This window comes from Microvirga sp. BF8, from assembly GCF_059888585.1.
Map to the genome: position 1 here is coordinate 4,533,793 of NZ_CM187619.1, position 15,423 is coordinate 4,549,215.

Sequence of the window (15,423 nt, forward strand, 5' to 3'; positions counted from 1 at the left end):
GTCCGGCCGGCTCGCCCTTGGGCGGGACCCGGTTTTTGGTCCCGCTTCATCCACTTTTCTTGCCACGGAACGATTTCCAACCCATGCACGGGTCAGCATGATCGGTTTTCTCATCCAGCGCCTCCTGCAGGCGCTTTTGGTCATCATCGCCATGTCGATCATCGTCTTCCTCGGCGTTTACGCCATCGGGAACCCGATCGATGTCATGATCGATCCTGCCTCCGACCAGGCCCTGCGCGAGGCGCTGATCCGGCGCTATGGTCTCGATCTGCCCCTGATCCAGCAATATTTCGTGTTCATGAGCAACATGCTGCACGGGGATCTGGGCGAGTCCTTCATCTATAGGCTGCCCGTGCTCGACCTGATTTTCTCGCGGTTTCCGGCCACGCTGGAACTGGCTTTGTCCGCGATGCTGATCGCAACCTGCCTCGGCATCCCGCTCGGTCTCTGGGCCGGCTACAAGCCCGATGCCCTGTCTTCCAAGGCGATCATGGCCTTTTCGGTGCTGGGCTTCAGCGTGCCGACATTCTGGGTGGGCCTGCTGCTGATCATGGCATTCGCCGTCGAACTGGGGTGGCTCCCTTCGGGCGGCCGCGGTCCGACGACCACTATCCTGGGCATGAACCTGTCCATCACGTCGCTGGAAGGGCTGAGCTACATCATCCTGCCGGCGTTCAACCTCGCCCTGTTCAAGCTGGGCCTCCTGATCCGGCTGACCCGGGCCGGCACGATGGAGGTGATGAGTTCCGACTACGTGCGCTTCGCCCGCGCCCAGGGATTGTCGGAGGGCAAGGTGGTAGGGCTGCACGTCCTCAAGAATATCTCGATTCCGATCGTCACCGTGTTCGGCCTCGAACTTGGTTCCACGCTCGCCTTTGCTGTCGTTACGGAAACAGTCTTCAACTGGCCCGGCATGGGCAAGCTCATCATTGACTCCATCACCGTGCTCGACCGTCCCGTCATGGTCGCCTATCTCATTCTCGTGGTGTTTCTGTTCGTCGTGATCAATCTCGTCGTCGATCTTGTCTACGGTCAGCTCGATCCGCGAATTCGCGTGAAGGCTTCGTGATGCGTATTCCCGTCGAAACCCGCTGGAGCCGGCTCGCCAATTTCTGGTCGGATTTCAGGCAGAGCCCGGTCGCCGTGGCGGCCCTGGTCGTCATCGTGGCCGTCATTCTCATGGCGATCCTCGCGCCTCTCGTCGCGCCGCAGGACCCCTACAACCAGGAGACGCTCGATCTCTTCGATGCCCGGCTCGAGCCTGGGGAGGTCGGTTCCGGGGGCTATGTCCACTGGCTCGGCACTGATGCGGCGGGACGGGACGTGTATTCGGCCATTCTATACGGCCTGCGCACCAGTCTCATCGTCGGCGTCATGGCCGGCACGTTCGCGCTCGTCCTCGGCGGCGTGGTCGGCCTCGTTGCCGCCTATTACGGCGGGCGCATCGAGGCCCTGATCATGCGCGTCATCGATCTGCAGCTGTCTCTTCCCGCGATTCTCCTCGCCCTCGTCCTGGTGGCGATGTTGGGGCAAGGGCTGCCACAACTCGTGGCGGCTCTCGTGGCAGCGCAGTACGCCTATTTTGCCCGCACCACCCACGGTGCCGCGAGTGCGGAACGGCGCAAGGACTATATCGAAGCGGCTCTCTCGACGCCGATACCTGCCCGCCAGGTTCTCTTTCGCCACCTGCTTCCGAATGCCCTGCCGCCGCTAATCGTGGTGGCGACCGTGCAGGTCGCGAATTCCATCGCGCTCGAGGCGACCCTGTCGTTCCTCGGACTTGGCCTGCCGCTGACCCAGCCGTCCCTCGGATCGCTGATCTCCAACGGGTTCCAGTTCCTGCTCTCGGGCCGCTACTGGATTTCGATCTATCCCGGCATTGCGCTGATGCTGACCGTCGTCGCGATCAATCTCGTCGGCGATCAGGTTCGCAATGTCCTGAACCCGAGGCGCAGCCGATGAGCGAACCCGTCCTCAGCGTCAAGGACCTGCGCACGCAGTTCAGAACCCGCAATGGCGTCCTCAACGCCGTCGACGGAGTCGGTTTCGAGGTCGGCCGCGGACGCATTCTCGGATTGGTCGGCGAGTCGGGCTCCGGCAAGAGCGTGACCGGCTATTCGATTCTCGGCCTCATCGAGCCGCCGGGCACGATCGCCGGTGGCGAAGTTCTGCTCAATGGGCGTGACATCACACGGCTGAAAGGCGACGAACTGCGGCGTGTTCGCGGGGCGCAGATCGCGATGGTCTTCCAGGACCCGATGATGACCCTCAATCCGGTCCTCAAAATCGGCACCCAGATGATCGCGGCCGTACGTGCCCACGACAACGTATCCCGCAAGGTCGCCTGGGGCCGGGCGCGCGACGCCCTCGCCAAGGTGGGCATCCCCAGCCCGGAGGAGCGGCTCGAGGCCTATCCGCATCAACTCTCCGGGGGCATGCGCCAGCGCGTCGCCATCGCCATCGCCCTCCTGCATCGGCCGGCGGTGATCATCGCCGATGAGCCGACGACGGCCCTCGACGTGTCGATCCAGGGCCAGATCCTCGCGGAGGTGCGGCGTCTCGCCGACGAGACGGGCACCGCCTTCGTCTGGATTACCCACGATCTTGCGGTGGTCTCGAGTCTCGCCGACGATATCTGCGTCATGTACGCGGGACGCATCGTGGAGACCGGAGCCGCGGCCGATGTCATCGCCGCGCCGCGTCATCCCTATACGGCGGGGCTTCTCGCTTCCGTGCCGGCCGAGCACGAGCCCGGCGAAAGGCTGCCACAGGTTCCGGGGTCAACGCCGTCGCTCGGCGATCTCCCGCCGGGTTGCGCATTCGCGCCGCGTTGCTTCAAGGCCGGTCCTGCCTGCACGACCACGCCGCCCGTCCAACGTTTCGAGGACGGCCGTACTGCCCTCTGCCACTATCCGATCGAGTCTGTTTCATGTCAGCCGCTCTCCTCGACGTCGACCACGTATCGAAGCGCTTCGTAAAGCGGCCGAGCCTCGGCGAGCGCATCGCAGGGGTTCTCGGTGCGGGCAGCAAGATCGAGATCGTGCGCGCCGTCAGCGATGTCAGCCTGTCCGTACGCAAGGGCGAGGTTGTCGGCCTCGTCGGCGAATCCGGCTGCGGCAAGTCCACACTCGGGCGGATCATCGCCGGAATCTACACGCCGAGCGACGGCAAGGTGCTGTTCGATGAAAAGCCCGTCGCCCGGGAGCAGGGGCGGCGGACAAGCAAGCTCACCACCCGCATCCAGATGGTCCATCAGGATCCCTTCGCGAGCCTGAACCCGCGCATGCGCATCGGCGATACGGTCTCCGAGGGGCCCGTCACTCATCGGATCGTAAAGGCGCGGGATGCGGATGCCTATGTGGCCGATCTGCTGGGCCGTGTCGGCCTCGATCCGAGCTATCGCCGGCGCTTCCCACACCAATTCTCCGGAGGGCAGCGGCAGCGCATCGCCATCGCCCGCGCGCTCGCCATGAAACCCGATCTCCTGGTCCTCGACGAGCCGGTCGCCTCACTCGACGTGTCGATCCAGGCGCAGGTGCTCAATCTCTTCATGGATCTGCGCCGGGACCTCGATCTCACGGCCATCTTCATCAGCCACGATCTCGGCGTGGTACGCCATGTCTCGGACCGGGTCGCGATCATGTATCTCGGACGCATCGTCGAGCTGGCGCCGACGGCCGAGCTCTATGCGGCGCCGAACCATCCTTATACGAAGGCTCTTTTCGAGAGCGTCCCGCGCGTCGGCGTCGGGCGTAAGAGCTTCCATCCGATCGCGGGCGAAATCCCGTCGCCGCTTCACCCTCCGAGCGGATGCCATTTCCATCCACGCTGCCCCTTGGCCGGTCCGCGCTGCAGGATCGAGGCTCCCGCCCTCGCCGCTGTCGGTCCGGGGCGTTTCTCGGCATGCCACCTCAATACCGGCGGAACCGCCTGATCTCGAACCAGGGCCCATTCATGACCCGTGACGCCTCTCTTTCCGCGCTGAACGAGCGCATCGCCGCCGTGAACGATGTTCTGAACGCGATTTCCGTCCTCACCTGGGATTCGCGGACGATGATGCCGCCGGGCGGTGCGGAGACACGGGGATACCAGATTGCGACTCTGACACGCGTGGCGCGCGATCTGCTGCTGGCGTCGGAGACCGCGGAGGCCCTCGACGCGGCCGAAAGGGCCGTGGAGGACCTGCCGGAGGACGCGGCCGAGCGCCGGATGGTGGCCCAGACGCGCCATGCGGTAGCGCACCATGGCCGCGTTCCGGCGTCCTTGATCCAGGAGCGCGCGGCCCTGCGTACACTGGCGCAGGCTGCGTGGATCGAGGGGCGCGCCAAGAGCGACTTTTCGATCTTTGCGCCACACCTCGAGAAGACGATTGCCTTGGCGCGCGCATATGCGGATTGCATCGGCTGGAGCAGTCATCCCTACGATGCGATGGTATCGATCTATGAGCCTGGCGAGACGGCGGAAAGCCTGAAGGTCCTGTTCGCGACCCTGCGGACTGGCCTGCTTCCAATCCTGGAGTCCGCCCGTGCGCGGCCGACGCCGCGGAACGACTTCCTGTTTCGCGACTTCCCGGAGGATGGACAGCGTGCCTTCGGCCTGAGCGTCGCCCGAAAGCTCGGCTACGATCTGCGCCGCGGACGGCTCGATATCACCGTTCACCCCTTCGAGGTTTCGTTCACGCGCAACGACGTCCGCATCACCACCCGCTACAACCGCGCCTATCTGCCGGCCTCCATCTTCGGCACGGCGCATGAAACCGGGCACGGGCTCTACGAACAGGGCGTCGATCCTGCCTACACCCGCACGTCCCTCGCCACCGACCTCATTGGCCTTTATGCCGTTGGCGGCACGAGCTTTGGCGCCCACGAGTCCCAATCGCGCCTTTGGGAAAACCATGTGGTCCGTAGCCGGACCTTCTGGGAGCTCCATTTCCCGGAACTGCGGAGCCATTTTCCGCAACAGCTCGGCGATGTCGGCTCCGACGAGTTCTACCGGGCCGTTACCCGTGTCGAGCCGGGCTTCATCCGTGTCGAGGCCGACGAGCTGACATATGACTTCCATATCATGCTGCGTGCCGAGATCGAATGCAGCCTGATGGACGGTTCGCTCAAGGTCGCGGACCTGCCGGCCGCATGGAATGCCGCCATCAAGCGAGACCTCGATCTCGACGTGCCGGATGATTCGAAGGGCGTGCTGCAGGACGTCCACTGGTCGACCGGCTACATCGGCTCCTTCCCGACCTATACCATCGGCAACGTCATGGCGGCGCAGATCATGGAGGCATTGCGCAAGGACGATTCCTCGCTCGACGATGCCATGGAGGCCGGGGACTATTCCGGTCTCGCCGACGCGTTGCGCGACCGCATATGGCAGCATGGTCGCCGTTTCCAACGCGAGGAACTGCTCGTCCGCGAAACGGGACGCGGGCTCGATCCTGTGCCCTACCTGTCCTACCTGGGTCGCAAATACGCAGCCTGATCCGATTCAGGCCGTCCATGGAGTGACGCAGGCCGGCAAAGGCTCTAGACCAGCGGCATGAAACCGGTGAAAGCCATTCTCTTCGACCTCGACGGCACGCTCGTCGACAGCGCACGCGATCTTCAGGAGGCGGTCAACGTTCTCCTGAAGGACGAGGGACGGGAAACGCTCGGCCTCGATGACGTAAAGGCCATGGTCGGCGATGGCGTTGCCAAACTGGTTGAACGGGCACTGCTTGCGACCGGCGGGACACGTCCGGATAATGCCGCCCTCGTGCGCCGCTTCCTGGACATCTATGAGGCGAATGCATCCCGCCACACCCGTGCCTATCCCAGCGTATACGAGGTCCTGGAAGAGCTGCATCGTCGCGGCATCCGTCTTGGCATCGTCACCAACAAGCCCTCTGTCGCCACCAGGGACATCCTGGGCGCTCTCAGGCTCCGCAATTTCTTTGCCGCAATCGTCGCAGGCGATACGCTGCCCGAGCGCAAGCCGCATCCGGGCCCGCTGCTGTACGCCCTCGAGAGCCTGGGCGTCCCGCCGGCCGCGGCGCTCATGGTCGGCGACAACTATCATGACGTCCAAGCCGCCCGCGCTGCGGGCATGCGGGTCGTCGCGGTCACCTACGGTTACAGCCACAAGCCGCATGCGGAACTCGGCGCCGATGCCCTGATCGATGCGATGCCGGAGCTGCTCCCTGTCCTTGAAGGGTTTCGGCTGTCCGGGTCAGTGCCGGCGGGCCCGGGTTTCCGGCGATAGCCGCGGCGGTGCGCCGCCGGCCGACCTGCTCCTGCCAGGCCATCTTCCGCCGCGATCGGGTTGCGATGCGATGAAGAAGGGGCTTTCACTCCGACCTGTCCGCCGTCACAGTGCGAGTGCGCCCTTCGAGGGATGACGTCGCTGGCCGAAGAGATGCCCGATGGTGGCAGATACCCCAGAGGATTTCTGGTCTCGCCCCGTTGCGGAGAGCCTCGCGCTTCTCCAGTCCGGGCCGCAGGGCCTGCCGGGCCGGGAAGCCGCACGCCGCCTGGCGGAAAGCGGCCGGAATCTCGCCGTCGAACCGCCGCGCCGCAGGCTCCTCGTCAAGATCGGCAAGCGCCTGATCGAACCGTTGATAGCAATCCTGATCGTGGCGGCTCTGATCTCGGGAGCCGCGGGGGACTGGGCAAGTTTCGTGACGATTCTCGCTATCCTCTGCATCTCCACCGCTCTCGACGTCACGCAGGAGCATCGGGCGGAAGGAGCTGCCGAGGCCTTGAAGCGCTCGGTGGCGGTCCGCTCGCAGGTGAGGCGCGACGGGAACCTGAGCAGCATTCCGGTCGAGGATATCGTGCCTGGAGACATTGTCCTGCTCCGGGCCGGGGATCTCGTCCCTGCGGACGGGATCGTGTTCGAAAGCCACGGAGCGCACACGAACGAGGCGTTATTGACGGGAGAGCCTTTCCCTGTCGAGAAGCGCGTGGGGCCTAGCAACGCGACAACCCCGGACGGAGCGTTCGATGCGCTGTTCGGCGGGACTGCCCTCGTGAGCGGCGAGGCCATCATGCTCGTTACAGCAACCGGGGCGCGCACCCGCTTCGGTGGAATTTCGGCGGCCCTGAGGTCGGAGGAGCCGCCCACCGCATTCGAGCGGGGCCTGCACGGGCTCGGCATCCTGATCCTGCGCATGACCGCATTCCTGGTCCTGTTCGTGCTCCTTGCCAACCTTGCCCTGCATCGGCCGGTTCTCGAGTCCTTTCTCTTCGCGGTTGCGCTGGCCGTCGGGCTCACGCCGGAACTGCTGCCCATGATCATGACCGTCACCCTGTCGCGCGGGGCGGTCCGGATGGCCGCCCGCAAGGTCGTGGTGAAGCGGCTTGCCGCCATCCACGATCTTGGAGCGATGAACGTGCTGTGCACCGACAAGACGGGAACCCTGACGGAGGCCAGCATCGCCCTCGTCGGTCATCCCGGATTCGATGGAGCGAATTCGGAACGGGTGATCGAACTGGCAGCGGTCAACAGCCGCCTCGAACGCGGGATCAGGAGCGCGCTCGATGACGCGATCGTTGCCCATACCACGCAAAGGCCGCTGTCCCCCTGGCGCCGGATTGCGGACATTCCGTTCGATTTTGAGCGCCGCCGGGTCTCGGTCCTCGCCGAGAGGGATGGGAAGCGCCTCCTGATCGTGAAGGGAGCGCCCGAAGAGATCCTGGCACGGTCGACCCGGGTCGATATGGGTGAAGCGGAGCCCGTTCCGCTCGACGACGAGAGGCGGGCGAAACTCGTCGCTCTGCTCGATGAAAAGTGCGAGCAGGGGCTTCGATGTCTCGGTGTCGCATGGCGGAATATGTCGGCCGATACACTCAGGCCGGCGGCCGAGGACGAACAGGATCTCACCTTTGCAGGATACTGCGTCTTTATGGATCCGCCGAAACCATCGGCCAGGCAGGCCATCGCCCGCCTCGAGGCCGCCGGTGTCAGAATCAAGATCCTATCGGGCGATGCGGCACCGGTCCTGCGCCATATCGTCGAAACGCTCGGAATTCCGGCTCGGGGAATGCTGACCGGGGCGGAGATCGCGGGATTGAGCGATGCGGCTCTTGCTGCGCGGGCGGGGAAGATCGATCTGTTCGCCCGCGTATCGCCGGACCAGAAGACGCGCATCGTCAGGGCACTGCAGGCCCGCGGGCATACCGTTGGTTTCATTGGCGACGGCATCAACGACGCACCGGCCATCAAGGCCGCCGATGCGGGCGTCTCGGTCGACGGCGCCTCCGATGTCGCCCGCGCCGCTGCCGACCTGATTCTGCTGGAGCACGACCTCGGGGTCGTGGCGGACGGTGTTGCCGAGGGCCGGCGAACCTATGCGAACATCATGAAGTATGTGCGCATGGGCACTTCGTCGAACTTCGGCAACATGCTGTCGATGGCTTTTGCCTCCGTCGTCCTGCCATTCCTGCCGCTCACTCCGATTCAGGTCCTCCTCAACAATCTCCTCTACGATCTGAGTGAGACCGGAATTCCGTTCGACAACGTCGATGAACAGGAAACCGCCGAACCTCACACGTGGGACATGCGCAGCGTCCTGCGGTTTTCACTGATCATGGGGCCGCTCTCGTCCCTATTCGACATCGCGACATTCGTCCTGCTTCTGTACGGGTTCGGGGCATCGGCGGAGGTGTTTCGAACGGCGTGGTTCGTGGAGTCGATGGCAACCCAAATTCTTGTCGTCTTCCTGATCCGCACAACTCTCCCGGCCTGGATCAGCAGACCGAACCGCGCGCTCATGGCGAGTTCTCTCACAACCCTGGGCCTGGCACTGCTCATCGCCTTGACGCCGGCCGGCCAAGGGCTGGGATTCGAGGCCCCGCCATGGAAGATCCTGGCGATCATGGCTGTCCTGGTGGCGACCTACCTCGCCGCGGCGGAGGCCCTGAAGCATACGGCCCTGAAGAGCGGGCGGCGGCGGTGGCGTCATAAAGACAGGGACCATCGGGGTGTCGGGAGGTCGAAGCCAGTCCCCTGAAGAGCAGGATTCGAAAGCGGCCCCAACAGCCGGGAGACGATCCCCGGACCAGGTCACGAAACCCGGTCGTGGGCTCGCGAGACAGATTCATCCCATCCATCGGCGCAGGAGGACAAATTGTTGCGATTTTTCAAAGGTTTGGTGGTGGGCATAGTCCAGTACGACCCGGTCTCCCCATCCATTTGCCTGTTCAGCCGGAAAATACAGGGAATTCGGTTACTTTCGTTGTAGTTGAGTAGCCCGTGAATGCAAAAAGGCTAATCCAGTGTGCTATTTGGCAGCAATTTCCCTAAAGATCAAAATAGGGAATGGCCTACGAGAAACTGGGAAACAGGAAAGCAGCATCAGGCATTTGATAGATCTCGTAGCGATGGTTTCGAGTCCCTCCCTGGCCGCCATTTGCCACCGATCACCGCACAAAGTGTCCGATTATTCCATTAGTTATCAATCAGATAACTCGTTTAGAGCGATTGAGGTACGAGGAGTGGTTCTCGCCCCAATCGGGCAGGATAGCCTTACTGAGACAACCTTCGATCACACGCTACACACCGCTTCACCTCGTCGGGGAACGGGCATGGTGTGACTGGATTGGGTCGATTCCAGCCTGACCGCTTTCGATTCGCTAGATCCATCAAGCGGTCATTCGACTTCGGGTTGAGTATATGAAGGATGCCCTCGTCGATTGCGTGCTCGCCTTGATCAAACAGGTGCTGTTAGCGAAAGGCCAGCAGATCCGCCTCCATTATGAGCCTGTGGAAGAGCCGCCAGTGGAACCACCCGAAAACGATTAAGCCGTCGCGGACACATGATGGGCGCAAGCAATCCGGCGCGACGTTGCAGAGCGGTTCAGGTCAAGCCAGGATAGCCAAAAACGGCAGTTGCTTTGGTTCGAACTTGGAATAAATTACTACGCATCTAGGTGACGGCAGTGTGCGCGTGCGGGGCAGATGCAGCAAGCAAGACTAGGTAACGATCCGAGCGGATTTCATCCATAATGGAGGGAATTGCTTCGCCTTTTTCAGCGGCCGAACAGGGGCTTGGCTATATCTTTCAGCCGCGATTTGCCTTGCTGAAGATATTGGAACTTCCCGAAAGCAGTGCGGTCTTCTTCGAGAAGGAGGACGATGTCGAGTTTGTTTCCGAGAGGGGCATACGATCGCTCGGCTCCCTCAAGCACAAGGCGGAAGGCGACAAGCTGACCAACCTATCGATTGATTTCTGGAAATCAGTCAGGATCTGGCTGGTTTATTATCGCAAAACCGGCGGTGTCGAATCTGACGGCCGTTTCTTCCTCTTCACGACGGCTGAGCTTGGCGAGGGCACTTTTCTCGCTTTGTTCGCAGACGGCGCGCGGGGCGACGAAGACCGTGTGGAGGCAGCGCAGGCGGCACTCACCACCAGCACATCCGAGCTCATCGGCAAGGTTCGCGAGGCGCTCGACGCGCTCAACGAAGACGAACTGCGCGATTTTTACAACCGGATCACCATCGTTGATGCGACGCCCCGGATCACCGACCTGCCGGCGTTGATCAACTTGCACCTGCGTACCATCCGCCGAGAGTCTCGCACGGCTGTGTTCGAGCGCCTCGAAGGGTGGTGGATGGATCTCGCGATCAAGATGCTGGCCGGCGAGCGCAAGGAGCCGGTCTATGGCTTTGAGGTCTCGGATAAGCTGTCGGCGATCGCTGAGGAATATCGCACCGACAGTCTGCCGATCACCTTCCGCAATCGCCTGCCCGATGGGCAGATCGACGTCGCCAACGATCCGCGCCTGTTCGTCGAGCAGCTGCGCATCCTGGACCTTTCGACAACTCGCATCCGCAATGCCATCATCGATTATTATCGTGCGTTCGAGCAGCGCTCGAGCTGGGCTCGCGAGAGCCTGCTCATTTCCGGTGAAATTGAGGAGTATGAAGACCGGCTGGTCGACGAATGGACGCGCTATCGCGAGATCGTCTTCGAGAGGCTGAACGATGCCAGTGACGAGGATGCGTGTCTCGTCGCGGGCAAGGAGCTGTACCGCTGGGCGGAGATGGAAACGCTGACACTGCGCATCCGTGAGCGCGTCACGGAACCCTATGTTGTGCGTGGTGCCTTCCACATCCTCGCCAATGCGAGCCCGCGGCCGAGGGTCTATTGGCATCCTCGCTTTTTGGAGCGCCTCGAACAATTGCTCGGGATCGCTGCATGAAACGTTGGGATCAGCGACCCGTTGAAATTCGCAATCTCTTTAATCCCGCTTTTTGCGGCCTCGTCCTAATGCGCGCTTTATGCGGCTTTGAGGAGGTAGATGAGCGAGGTATGCCCTTCTCGCTTGCGCTGCTGGTGCTGCCGCTCTGCCTCCACAAGCCCTCGCGTGAGATCCTCCAAGCGGGCAATCGCAGCTATTTCCTGAAGCTTGTCGCGAACCATCCAGAGCTTCTGGTTGGCTTCGGACGACGGGCATCCGACCTTTTGCCTTTCACCTTTGAGGCTTTAGGTGTCCTGATGCAGATGGGCCTCTTCACGGTCGACGAGCACGGGCGCCTGAAGGCCGCGCCAGACGGCATGCGCAAGTCGGTCACCGGCACGACCGAAACCGTTTCCTGCCAGCGCGTAGCGCGTTTCCTCGGCAAGGAATTCGCCCGCGTTGGCGATCGCAGCACTCTCTATATGACGATGGGCGTTCGGCCATGAAGATAAGTTCGATCCATATCTACAGCCATGATGGCCGCCGGCGCGACCTGTCGTTCCATGACGGGCTCAACGTCATCACCGGGCGCTCGTCGACGGGCAAGTCCGCGCTTTCCGACATCATCGAATATTGCATGGGACGGTCGACCTTCAACATCCCCGAAGGTATCATCCAGGAGCGCGTCTCCTGGTACGCGGTCCTCTATGCGTTCGAGGGTGAGCAGGTGCTGGTTGCCAAGCCGGCTCCGGAACCGGGGCGCAGCAGCTGCAGCCTCGCCATGGTGCGCCGCGGGGCGCAAGTCGCAGTTCCCGACTTCGCCGATCTCGCGGTCAATGACGATGATGATGGCGTCGTAGGTCTGCTGTCGCGACTGCTCGGCATTCCGGAAAACACCACCGACGTTCCGATAGGGCATAGCCGAGAGAGCTATGACGCCAACATCAAGCACACCCATTTCTACCTGTTCCAGAAGCAGACCATCGTCGCTAACAAAGACCAGCTATTCTACCGCCAGAATGAGCAGTATCAGCCCCAAACGATCAAGGACACGCTGCCCATCCTATTGGGCGTGTCGTCGCGTGATCGGTTCAGCCTGGAGTCGCGGCTGCGGGCTGCCCAGCGCGAACTACGTCTGAACACCAAGTTGCTGGATGAGGCAAAAGCTGCGATCGACACCTCGGAGGAGCGCGCGATCGGACTTCATTCGGAGGCGCGCGCGGTCGGTGTCCTTCAGGCCAGCCCCGCAGCGGGCGCCGCAATCGTCGACCAACTGCGCGAAGCGTTGACCTGGAAGCCAGCTCCGGTCCCCGAGGATGACGGGCAGCGCTTGACGTCGATCGAGAATGAGCTGGTGACGCTGCGCGAGCAGCGGCGCGAGATCCAGCGCCGTCTCGATGCGGCCGAGCAATATGCCCGGCGCGCCGACGGGTTCCAGACCGAGGCCGTCGAGCAGCATGATAGGTTAACCTCGATCAAGGCCTTGCCGATCAACAAGGCCACCGGCGAGTGGCAATGGCCGTTCGCTGAAGCCAATCTTGCGCTTGGGAGCCCGATTGCGCGCCTGCTGCTCGCTGATTTGGAGTCGCTGGACCGCGAAATGAACGCGGTCATCGGCGAGCGGCCGCAACTCGATGCCTATCTCGACGAGCAGCGGCGAGAGCTGCAGACAACCGTTGACCAGATTCGGGCCAAGGAGGTTGAGCTATCGAGCGCTATCGCGGCGAGCGAAGTGATCGTGCAGCTGGGCAATCGCAACAATGCTGCATCGCGCGTCGTCGGCCGAATCAGCCTGTTTTTGGAAGGCCTGCTCCCTGACACAGAACTTGCGCGGCTCGAAAAAGAGCAGCGCCGCCTGAAGGCACGGGTGGCCGATCTCGAGCAGCGCATCGGCGCGGATGATTCAGGCGAACGCCTTGCCTCGACGATGAACAATATCTCGATGCACATGTCGGGCTATATCGCCGCGCTGGGCGGCGAGTTTAGCCAATATCCAGCGCGTTTAGACCTTCACAATCTGACGGTTGTTATCGACAGGCCCGGCCGCCCGATCTTCATGCAGCGGACCGGCGGGGGCGAGAATCATCTTGCCTATCATCTGGCGGCTCTGTTGGCGCTACATCGCTTCGCAACCAGCCAAAACCAGCCCATCCCGCGCTTTTTGCTTATCGATCAGCCGACCCAGGTCTATTTCCCGTCCGAGGCATCTTACGAGGCGGCTGGCGGTTCGATCGAGAAGACCGAGCAGGACGCCGATCTCGAAGCGGTGCGGCGGCTATTTGAGCTGCTCGAGAAGTTCGCACGAGAAGACGCGCCGGGCTTCCAGATCATTGTCACCGAGCATGCCAATCTGCGGAATTCTTGGTTCCAGGAAGCCTTGGTCGAACGCCCTTGGAGCAAGCCACCCGCCCTGGTGCCGGAAGACTGGCCGGACCTCGCGGAGCTCTCGGACTAATCTCAACTAAACTCATTAGTGAATGTCCGCTTCCGGGACCGACGAGCGGGATTCTAGATGACGAAGATTGGCGCATAGCTAACATTAGCTATTCGGGTTGTTCGCTATCTGGCGTTTGCTGGCTGGCCCAACTCTGTTGAGGACGGTCATGGAAGGCTAGAGATTAGACGTAGTTCTCCGTTTCGTCGTTCTCAGCCCGCCGTACAAGGGCTCGACGGTGGTCCGGGTAATTCAGGGGCAGAGTAAGTCTTTGATTCTGCTGATTTTTACTATTCAGAGATACAATCCTCTCCTGAGCAGAAACGCGACGGCGACTCTGCGGCGTCCTATCAGGGTCTACGATTACCGCTCCGCATCCGTAAGATCCTGCCACAATATTTCCAGATGGGGACCAGGAGTGCTCAGAGGTAAGCCGTTCTCGATCCTACAGAGCGCCTGACCAGATAGCTGCCAAGATTAGACAAAAATGATAATAGCTTAATCTCAAGAGAAGGATTATCTCCCCGCCTTCCGTTGCGCCTCAATGATGAGATTGCCATGGCACACGAGACTGCCGAGTTCGCCTATGATCTTCATGCTGGCCTCTCTTCACTTCGAGTGCCTGAGTTTGATCAACTCCAAATCATCGGAATGGCTGCAACCCTAGCGATTCACCTAAAAGGACTCGGGGACATAGAGTACGAGGTGCTGCGAAAGGTTTCCGACCACTTCATGGGCATTCCCTCATACGCTCTCAAGCAAGTTCTCGAGGTTCTTGGTGAGATCGAGTTCGTCCGCATCTTCTCTACCGGCAAAACCATTGAGAAGATCACGCCAAATATCCCCGTCTTTGAGGATGTCTACCAAGGTGTCGGTGAGTACGCAGATTCCGAGGTCAGCTTAAATGAACACGAGCAAGCTACTTTGGAAATCCTCTCCGCACTATACGTATCTCCGAAGAAAAGGGACTCGTTGTTCGCCAAGCTCGGAATAGATAAGCCCGTGTTTGATCGATGCCTTGCTCTCGGGCGAGAGAGCGGAATAGTCGCGCAGCACAAGGCTCGCGGGCGGGATATCCTCATCAGCCCTTTCTACTTTGCCGACAATCTTGATGGCCTAGCGGATATCGTCGCCGGTGCTGGTACTCCGGCGCTTGAGGCGACGCTCCAGAAAGTCAAGCAGAACCAAGGCTGGCCGCTCTCTCTTGTGATTGCGACCGGCGAAATCGGCGGGGTCAGACTGTCCCCGACCGAGATTGCGCTCGTCGACAAGCTCGCTACAGAAGGGATCGTAAAGCCGCCGACAATCAAATTCGGAGCGCAGACGGAGTCTTTCCTATTCACCCCTAAGCCCGGAAAGACGCGATTAAACGCTGCGAATCGAGAGGTCTATGAACGAGCCATGGCTCTCATCTCGGCCGTGCGCAAAGGGCAGCTCCTTCCTGAGGCATATCGTATTCGATCCCCAATCCGTATCCTGGAGTCACTCAGGGATACGGGATATCTGCGTTCCAATTCCGAAGCGAAGGATCAATACCAGAACCTTGTTGTTCTGCGAGTGGCGCATCTTAAGCAAACAGCTCCTTCGCGATGGCAGCTGCATCTCAATCGCACCCCAGAGAATGAGGCGGCATTGAAGTTAGCCATCGAACTTCTTCGAACAGGTGAACTTGCTAACATGGAGGTTGATCAGGAGGCTCGGATCGCACTGTCGAAGGACGAGGAGTATATCCAGTCGCTGATCTCCTCATCTGAGATGAAGAAGAGAGAGAAGCAGATCAAAGATCCCCAAGCAACGCATGAGTTCGAGCAGCTACTGCTCAAATTGGACTGA

The 15,423-nt window shown here is 61.4% G+C and carries 11 protein-coding genes; all 11 read left to right on the forward strand.

Annotated elements, in window-relative coordinates; genetic code table 11:
* Positions 1–97: 97 nt before the first annotated feature.
* The 11 genes from AC522E_RS21405 (at position 98) to AC522E_RS21455 (ending at position 15,423) form a co-directional block, all read left to right on the forward strand.
* On the forward strand, positions 98–1,069 hold the full coding sequence (locus tag AC522E_RS21405) for an ABC transporter permease (protein ID WP_500748240.1): 972 nt from the start codon (positions 98–100) through the stop codon (positions 1,067–1,069).
* Positions 1,069–1,962, forward strand: a complete 894-nt coding sequence (locus tag AC522E_RS21410; RefSeq protein ID WP_500748241.1) for an ABC transporter permease — start codon at positions 1,069–1,071, stop codon at positions 1,960–1,962. The genes AC522E_RS21405 and AC522E_RS21410 overlap by 1 nt, the downstream gene beginning before the upstream one ends.
* The gene (locus AC522E_RS21415; RefSeq protein ID WP_500748242.1) at positions 1,959–2,978 is read left to right on the forward strand and encodes an ABC transporter ATP-binding protein; all 1,020 of its coding nucleotides are present in this window, start codon (positions 1,959–1,961) and stop codon (positions 2,976–2,978) included. Before AC522E_RS21410 ends, AC522E_RS21415 begins: the two co-directional genes overlap by 4 nt.
* On the forward strand, positions 2,930–3,934 hold the full coding sequence (locus tag AC522E_RS21420; RefSeq protein WP_500748243.1) for an ABC transporter ATP-binding protein: 1,005 nt from the start codon (positions 2,930–2,932) through the stop codon (positions 3,932–3,934). The genes AC522E_RS21415 and AC522E_RS21420 overlap by 49 nt, the downstream gene beginning before the upstream one ends.
* Before the next feature lie 20 nt (positions 3,935–3,954).
* On the forward strand, positions 3,955–5,478 hold the full coding sequence (locus AC522E_RS21425) for a carboxypeptidase M32 (RefSeq protein ID WP_500748244.1): 1,524 nt from the start codon (positions 3,955–3,957) through the stop codon (positions 5,476–5,478).
* A 57-nt stretch (positions 5,479–5,535) separates the two neighbouring features.
* Entirely contained in the window at positions 5,536–6,237 is a 702-nt protein-coding gene (gene gph / locus AC522E_RS21430) for a phosphoglycolate phosphatase (RefSeq protein ID WP_500748245.1), read from the forward strand.
* Between the two features lie 160 nt (positions 6,238–6,397).
* Positions 6,398–8,986, forward strand: a complete 2,589-nt coding sequence (gene mgtA, locus AC522E_RS21435) for a magnesium-translocating P-type ATPase (protein WP_500748246.1) — start codon at positions 6,398–6,400, stop codon at positions 8,984–8,986.
* Between the two features lie 994 nt (positions 8,987–9,980).
* Positions 9,981–11,177 (forward strand): ABC-three component system protein, encoded by a 1,197-nt coding sequence (locus AC522E_RS21440; RefSeq protein ID WP_500748247.1) that lies wholly within the window; start codon positions 9,981–9,983, stop codon positions 11,175–11,177.
* On the forward strand, positions 11,174–11,662 hold the full coding sequence (locus tag AC522E_RS21445; RefSeq protein WP_500748248.1) for a three component ABC system middle component: 489 nt from the start codon (positions 11,174–11,176) through the stop codon (positions 11,660–11,662). The genes AC522E_RS21440 and AC522E_RS21445 overlap by 4 nt, the downstream gene beginning before the upstream one ends.
* Entirely contained in the window at positions 11,659–13,611 is a 1,953-nt protein-coding gene (locus tag AC522E_RS21450; protein ID WP_500748249.1) for a DUF3732 domain-containing protein, read from the forward strand. The genes AC522E_RS21445 and AC522E_RS21450 overlap by 4 nt, the downstream gene beginning before the upstream one ends.
* A gap of 537 nt (positions 13,612–14,148) precedes the next feature.
* Positions 14,149–15,423: a hypothetical protein gene (locus AC522E_RS21455; RefSeq protein ID WP_500748250.1), complete on the forward strand. Its 1,275-nt coding sequence runs from the start codon at positions 14,149–14,151 to the stop codon at positions 15,421–15,423.

What these genes read in the sequence shown, in the direction of transcription:
- AC522E_RS21405 (WP_500748240.1), top strand. Translation starts at nt 98, where the DNA reads ATGATCGGTTTTCTCATCCAGCGCCTCCTGCAGGCGCTTTTGGTCATC.
- AC522E_RS21410 (WP_500748241.1), top strand. Translation starts at nt 1,069, where the DNA reads ATGCGTATTCCCGTCGAAACCCGCTGGAGCCGGCTCGCCAATTTCTGG.
- AC522E_RS21415 (WP_500748242.1), top strand. Translation starts at nt 1,959, where the DNA reads ATGAGCGAACCCGTCCTCAGCGTCAAGGACCTGCGCACGCAGTTCAGA.
- AC522E_RS21420 (WP_500748243.1), top strand. Translation starts at nt 2,930, where the DNA reads ATGTCAGCCGCTCTCCTCGACGTCGACCACGTATCGAAGCGCTTCGTA.
- AC522E_RS21425 (WP_500748244.1), top strand. Translation starts at nt 3,955, where the DNA reads ATGACCCGTGACGCCTCTCTTTCCGCGCTGAACGAGCGCATCGCCGCC.
- gph (WP_500748245.1), top strand. Translation starts at nt 5,536, where the DNA reads ATGAAACCGGTGAAAGCCATTCTCTTCGACCTCGACGGCACGCTCGTC.
- mgtA (WP_500748246.1), top strand. Translation starts at nt 6,398, where the DNA reads ATGGTGGCAGATACCCCAGAGGATTTCTGGTCTCGCCCCGTTGCGGAG.
- AC522E_RS21440 (WP_500748247.1), top strand. Translation starts at nt 9,981, where the DNA reads ATGGAGGGAATTGCTTCGCCTTTTTCAGCGGCCGAACAGGGGCTTGGC.
- AC522E_RS21445 (WP_500748248.1), top strand. Translation starts at nt 11,174, where the DNA reads ATGAAACGTTGGGATCAGCGACCCGTTGAAATTCGCAATCTCTTTAAT.
- AC522E_RS21450 (WP_500748249.1), top strand. Translation starts at nt 11,659, where the DNA reads ATGAAGATAAGTTCGATCCATATCTACAGCCATGATGGCCGCCGGCGC.
- AC522E_RS21455 (WP_500748250.1), top strand. Translation starts at nt 14,149, where the DNA reads ATGGCACACGAGACTGCCGAGTTCGCCTATGATCTTCATGCTGGCCTC.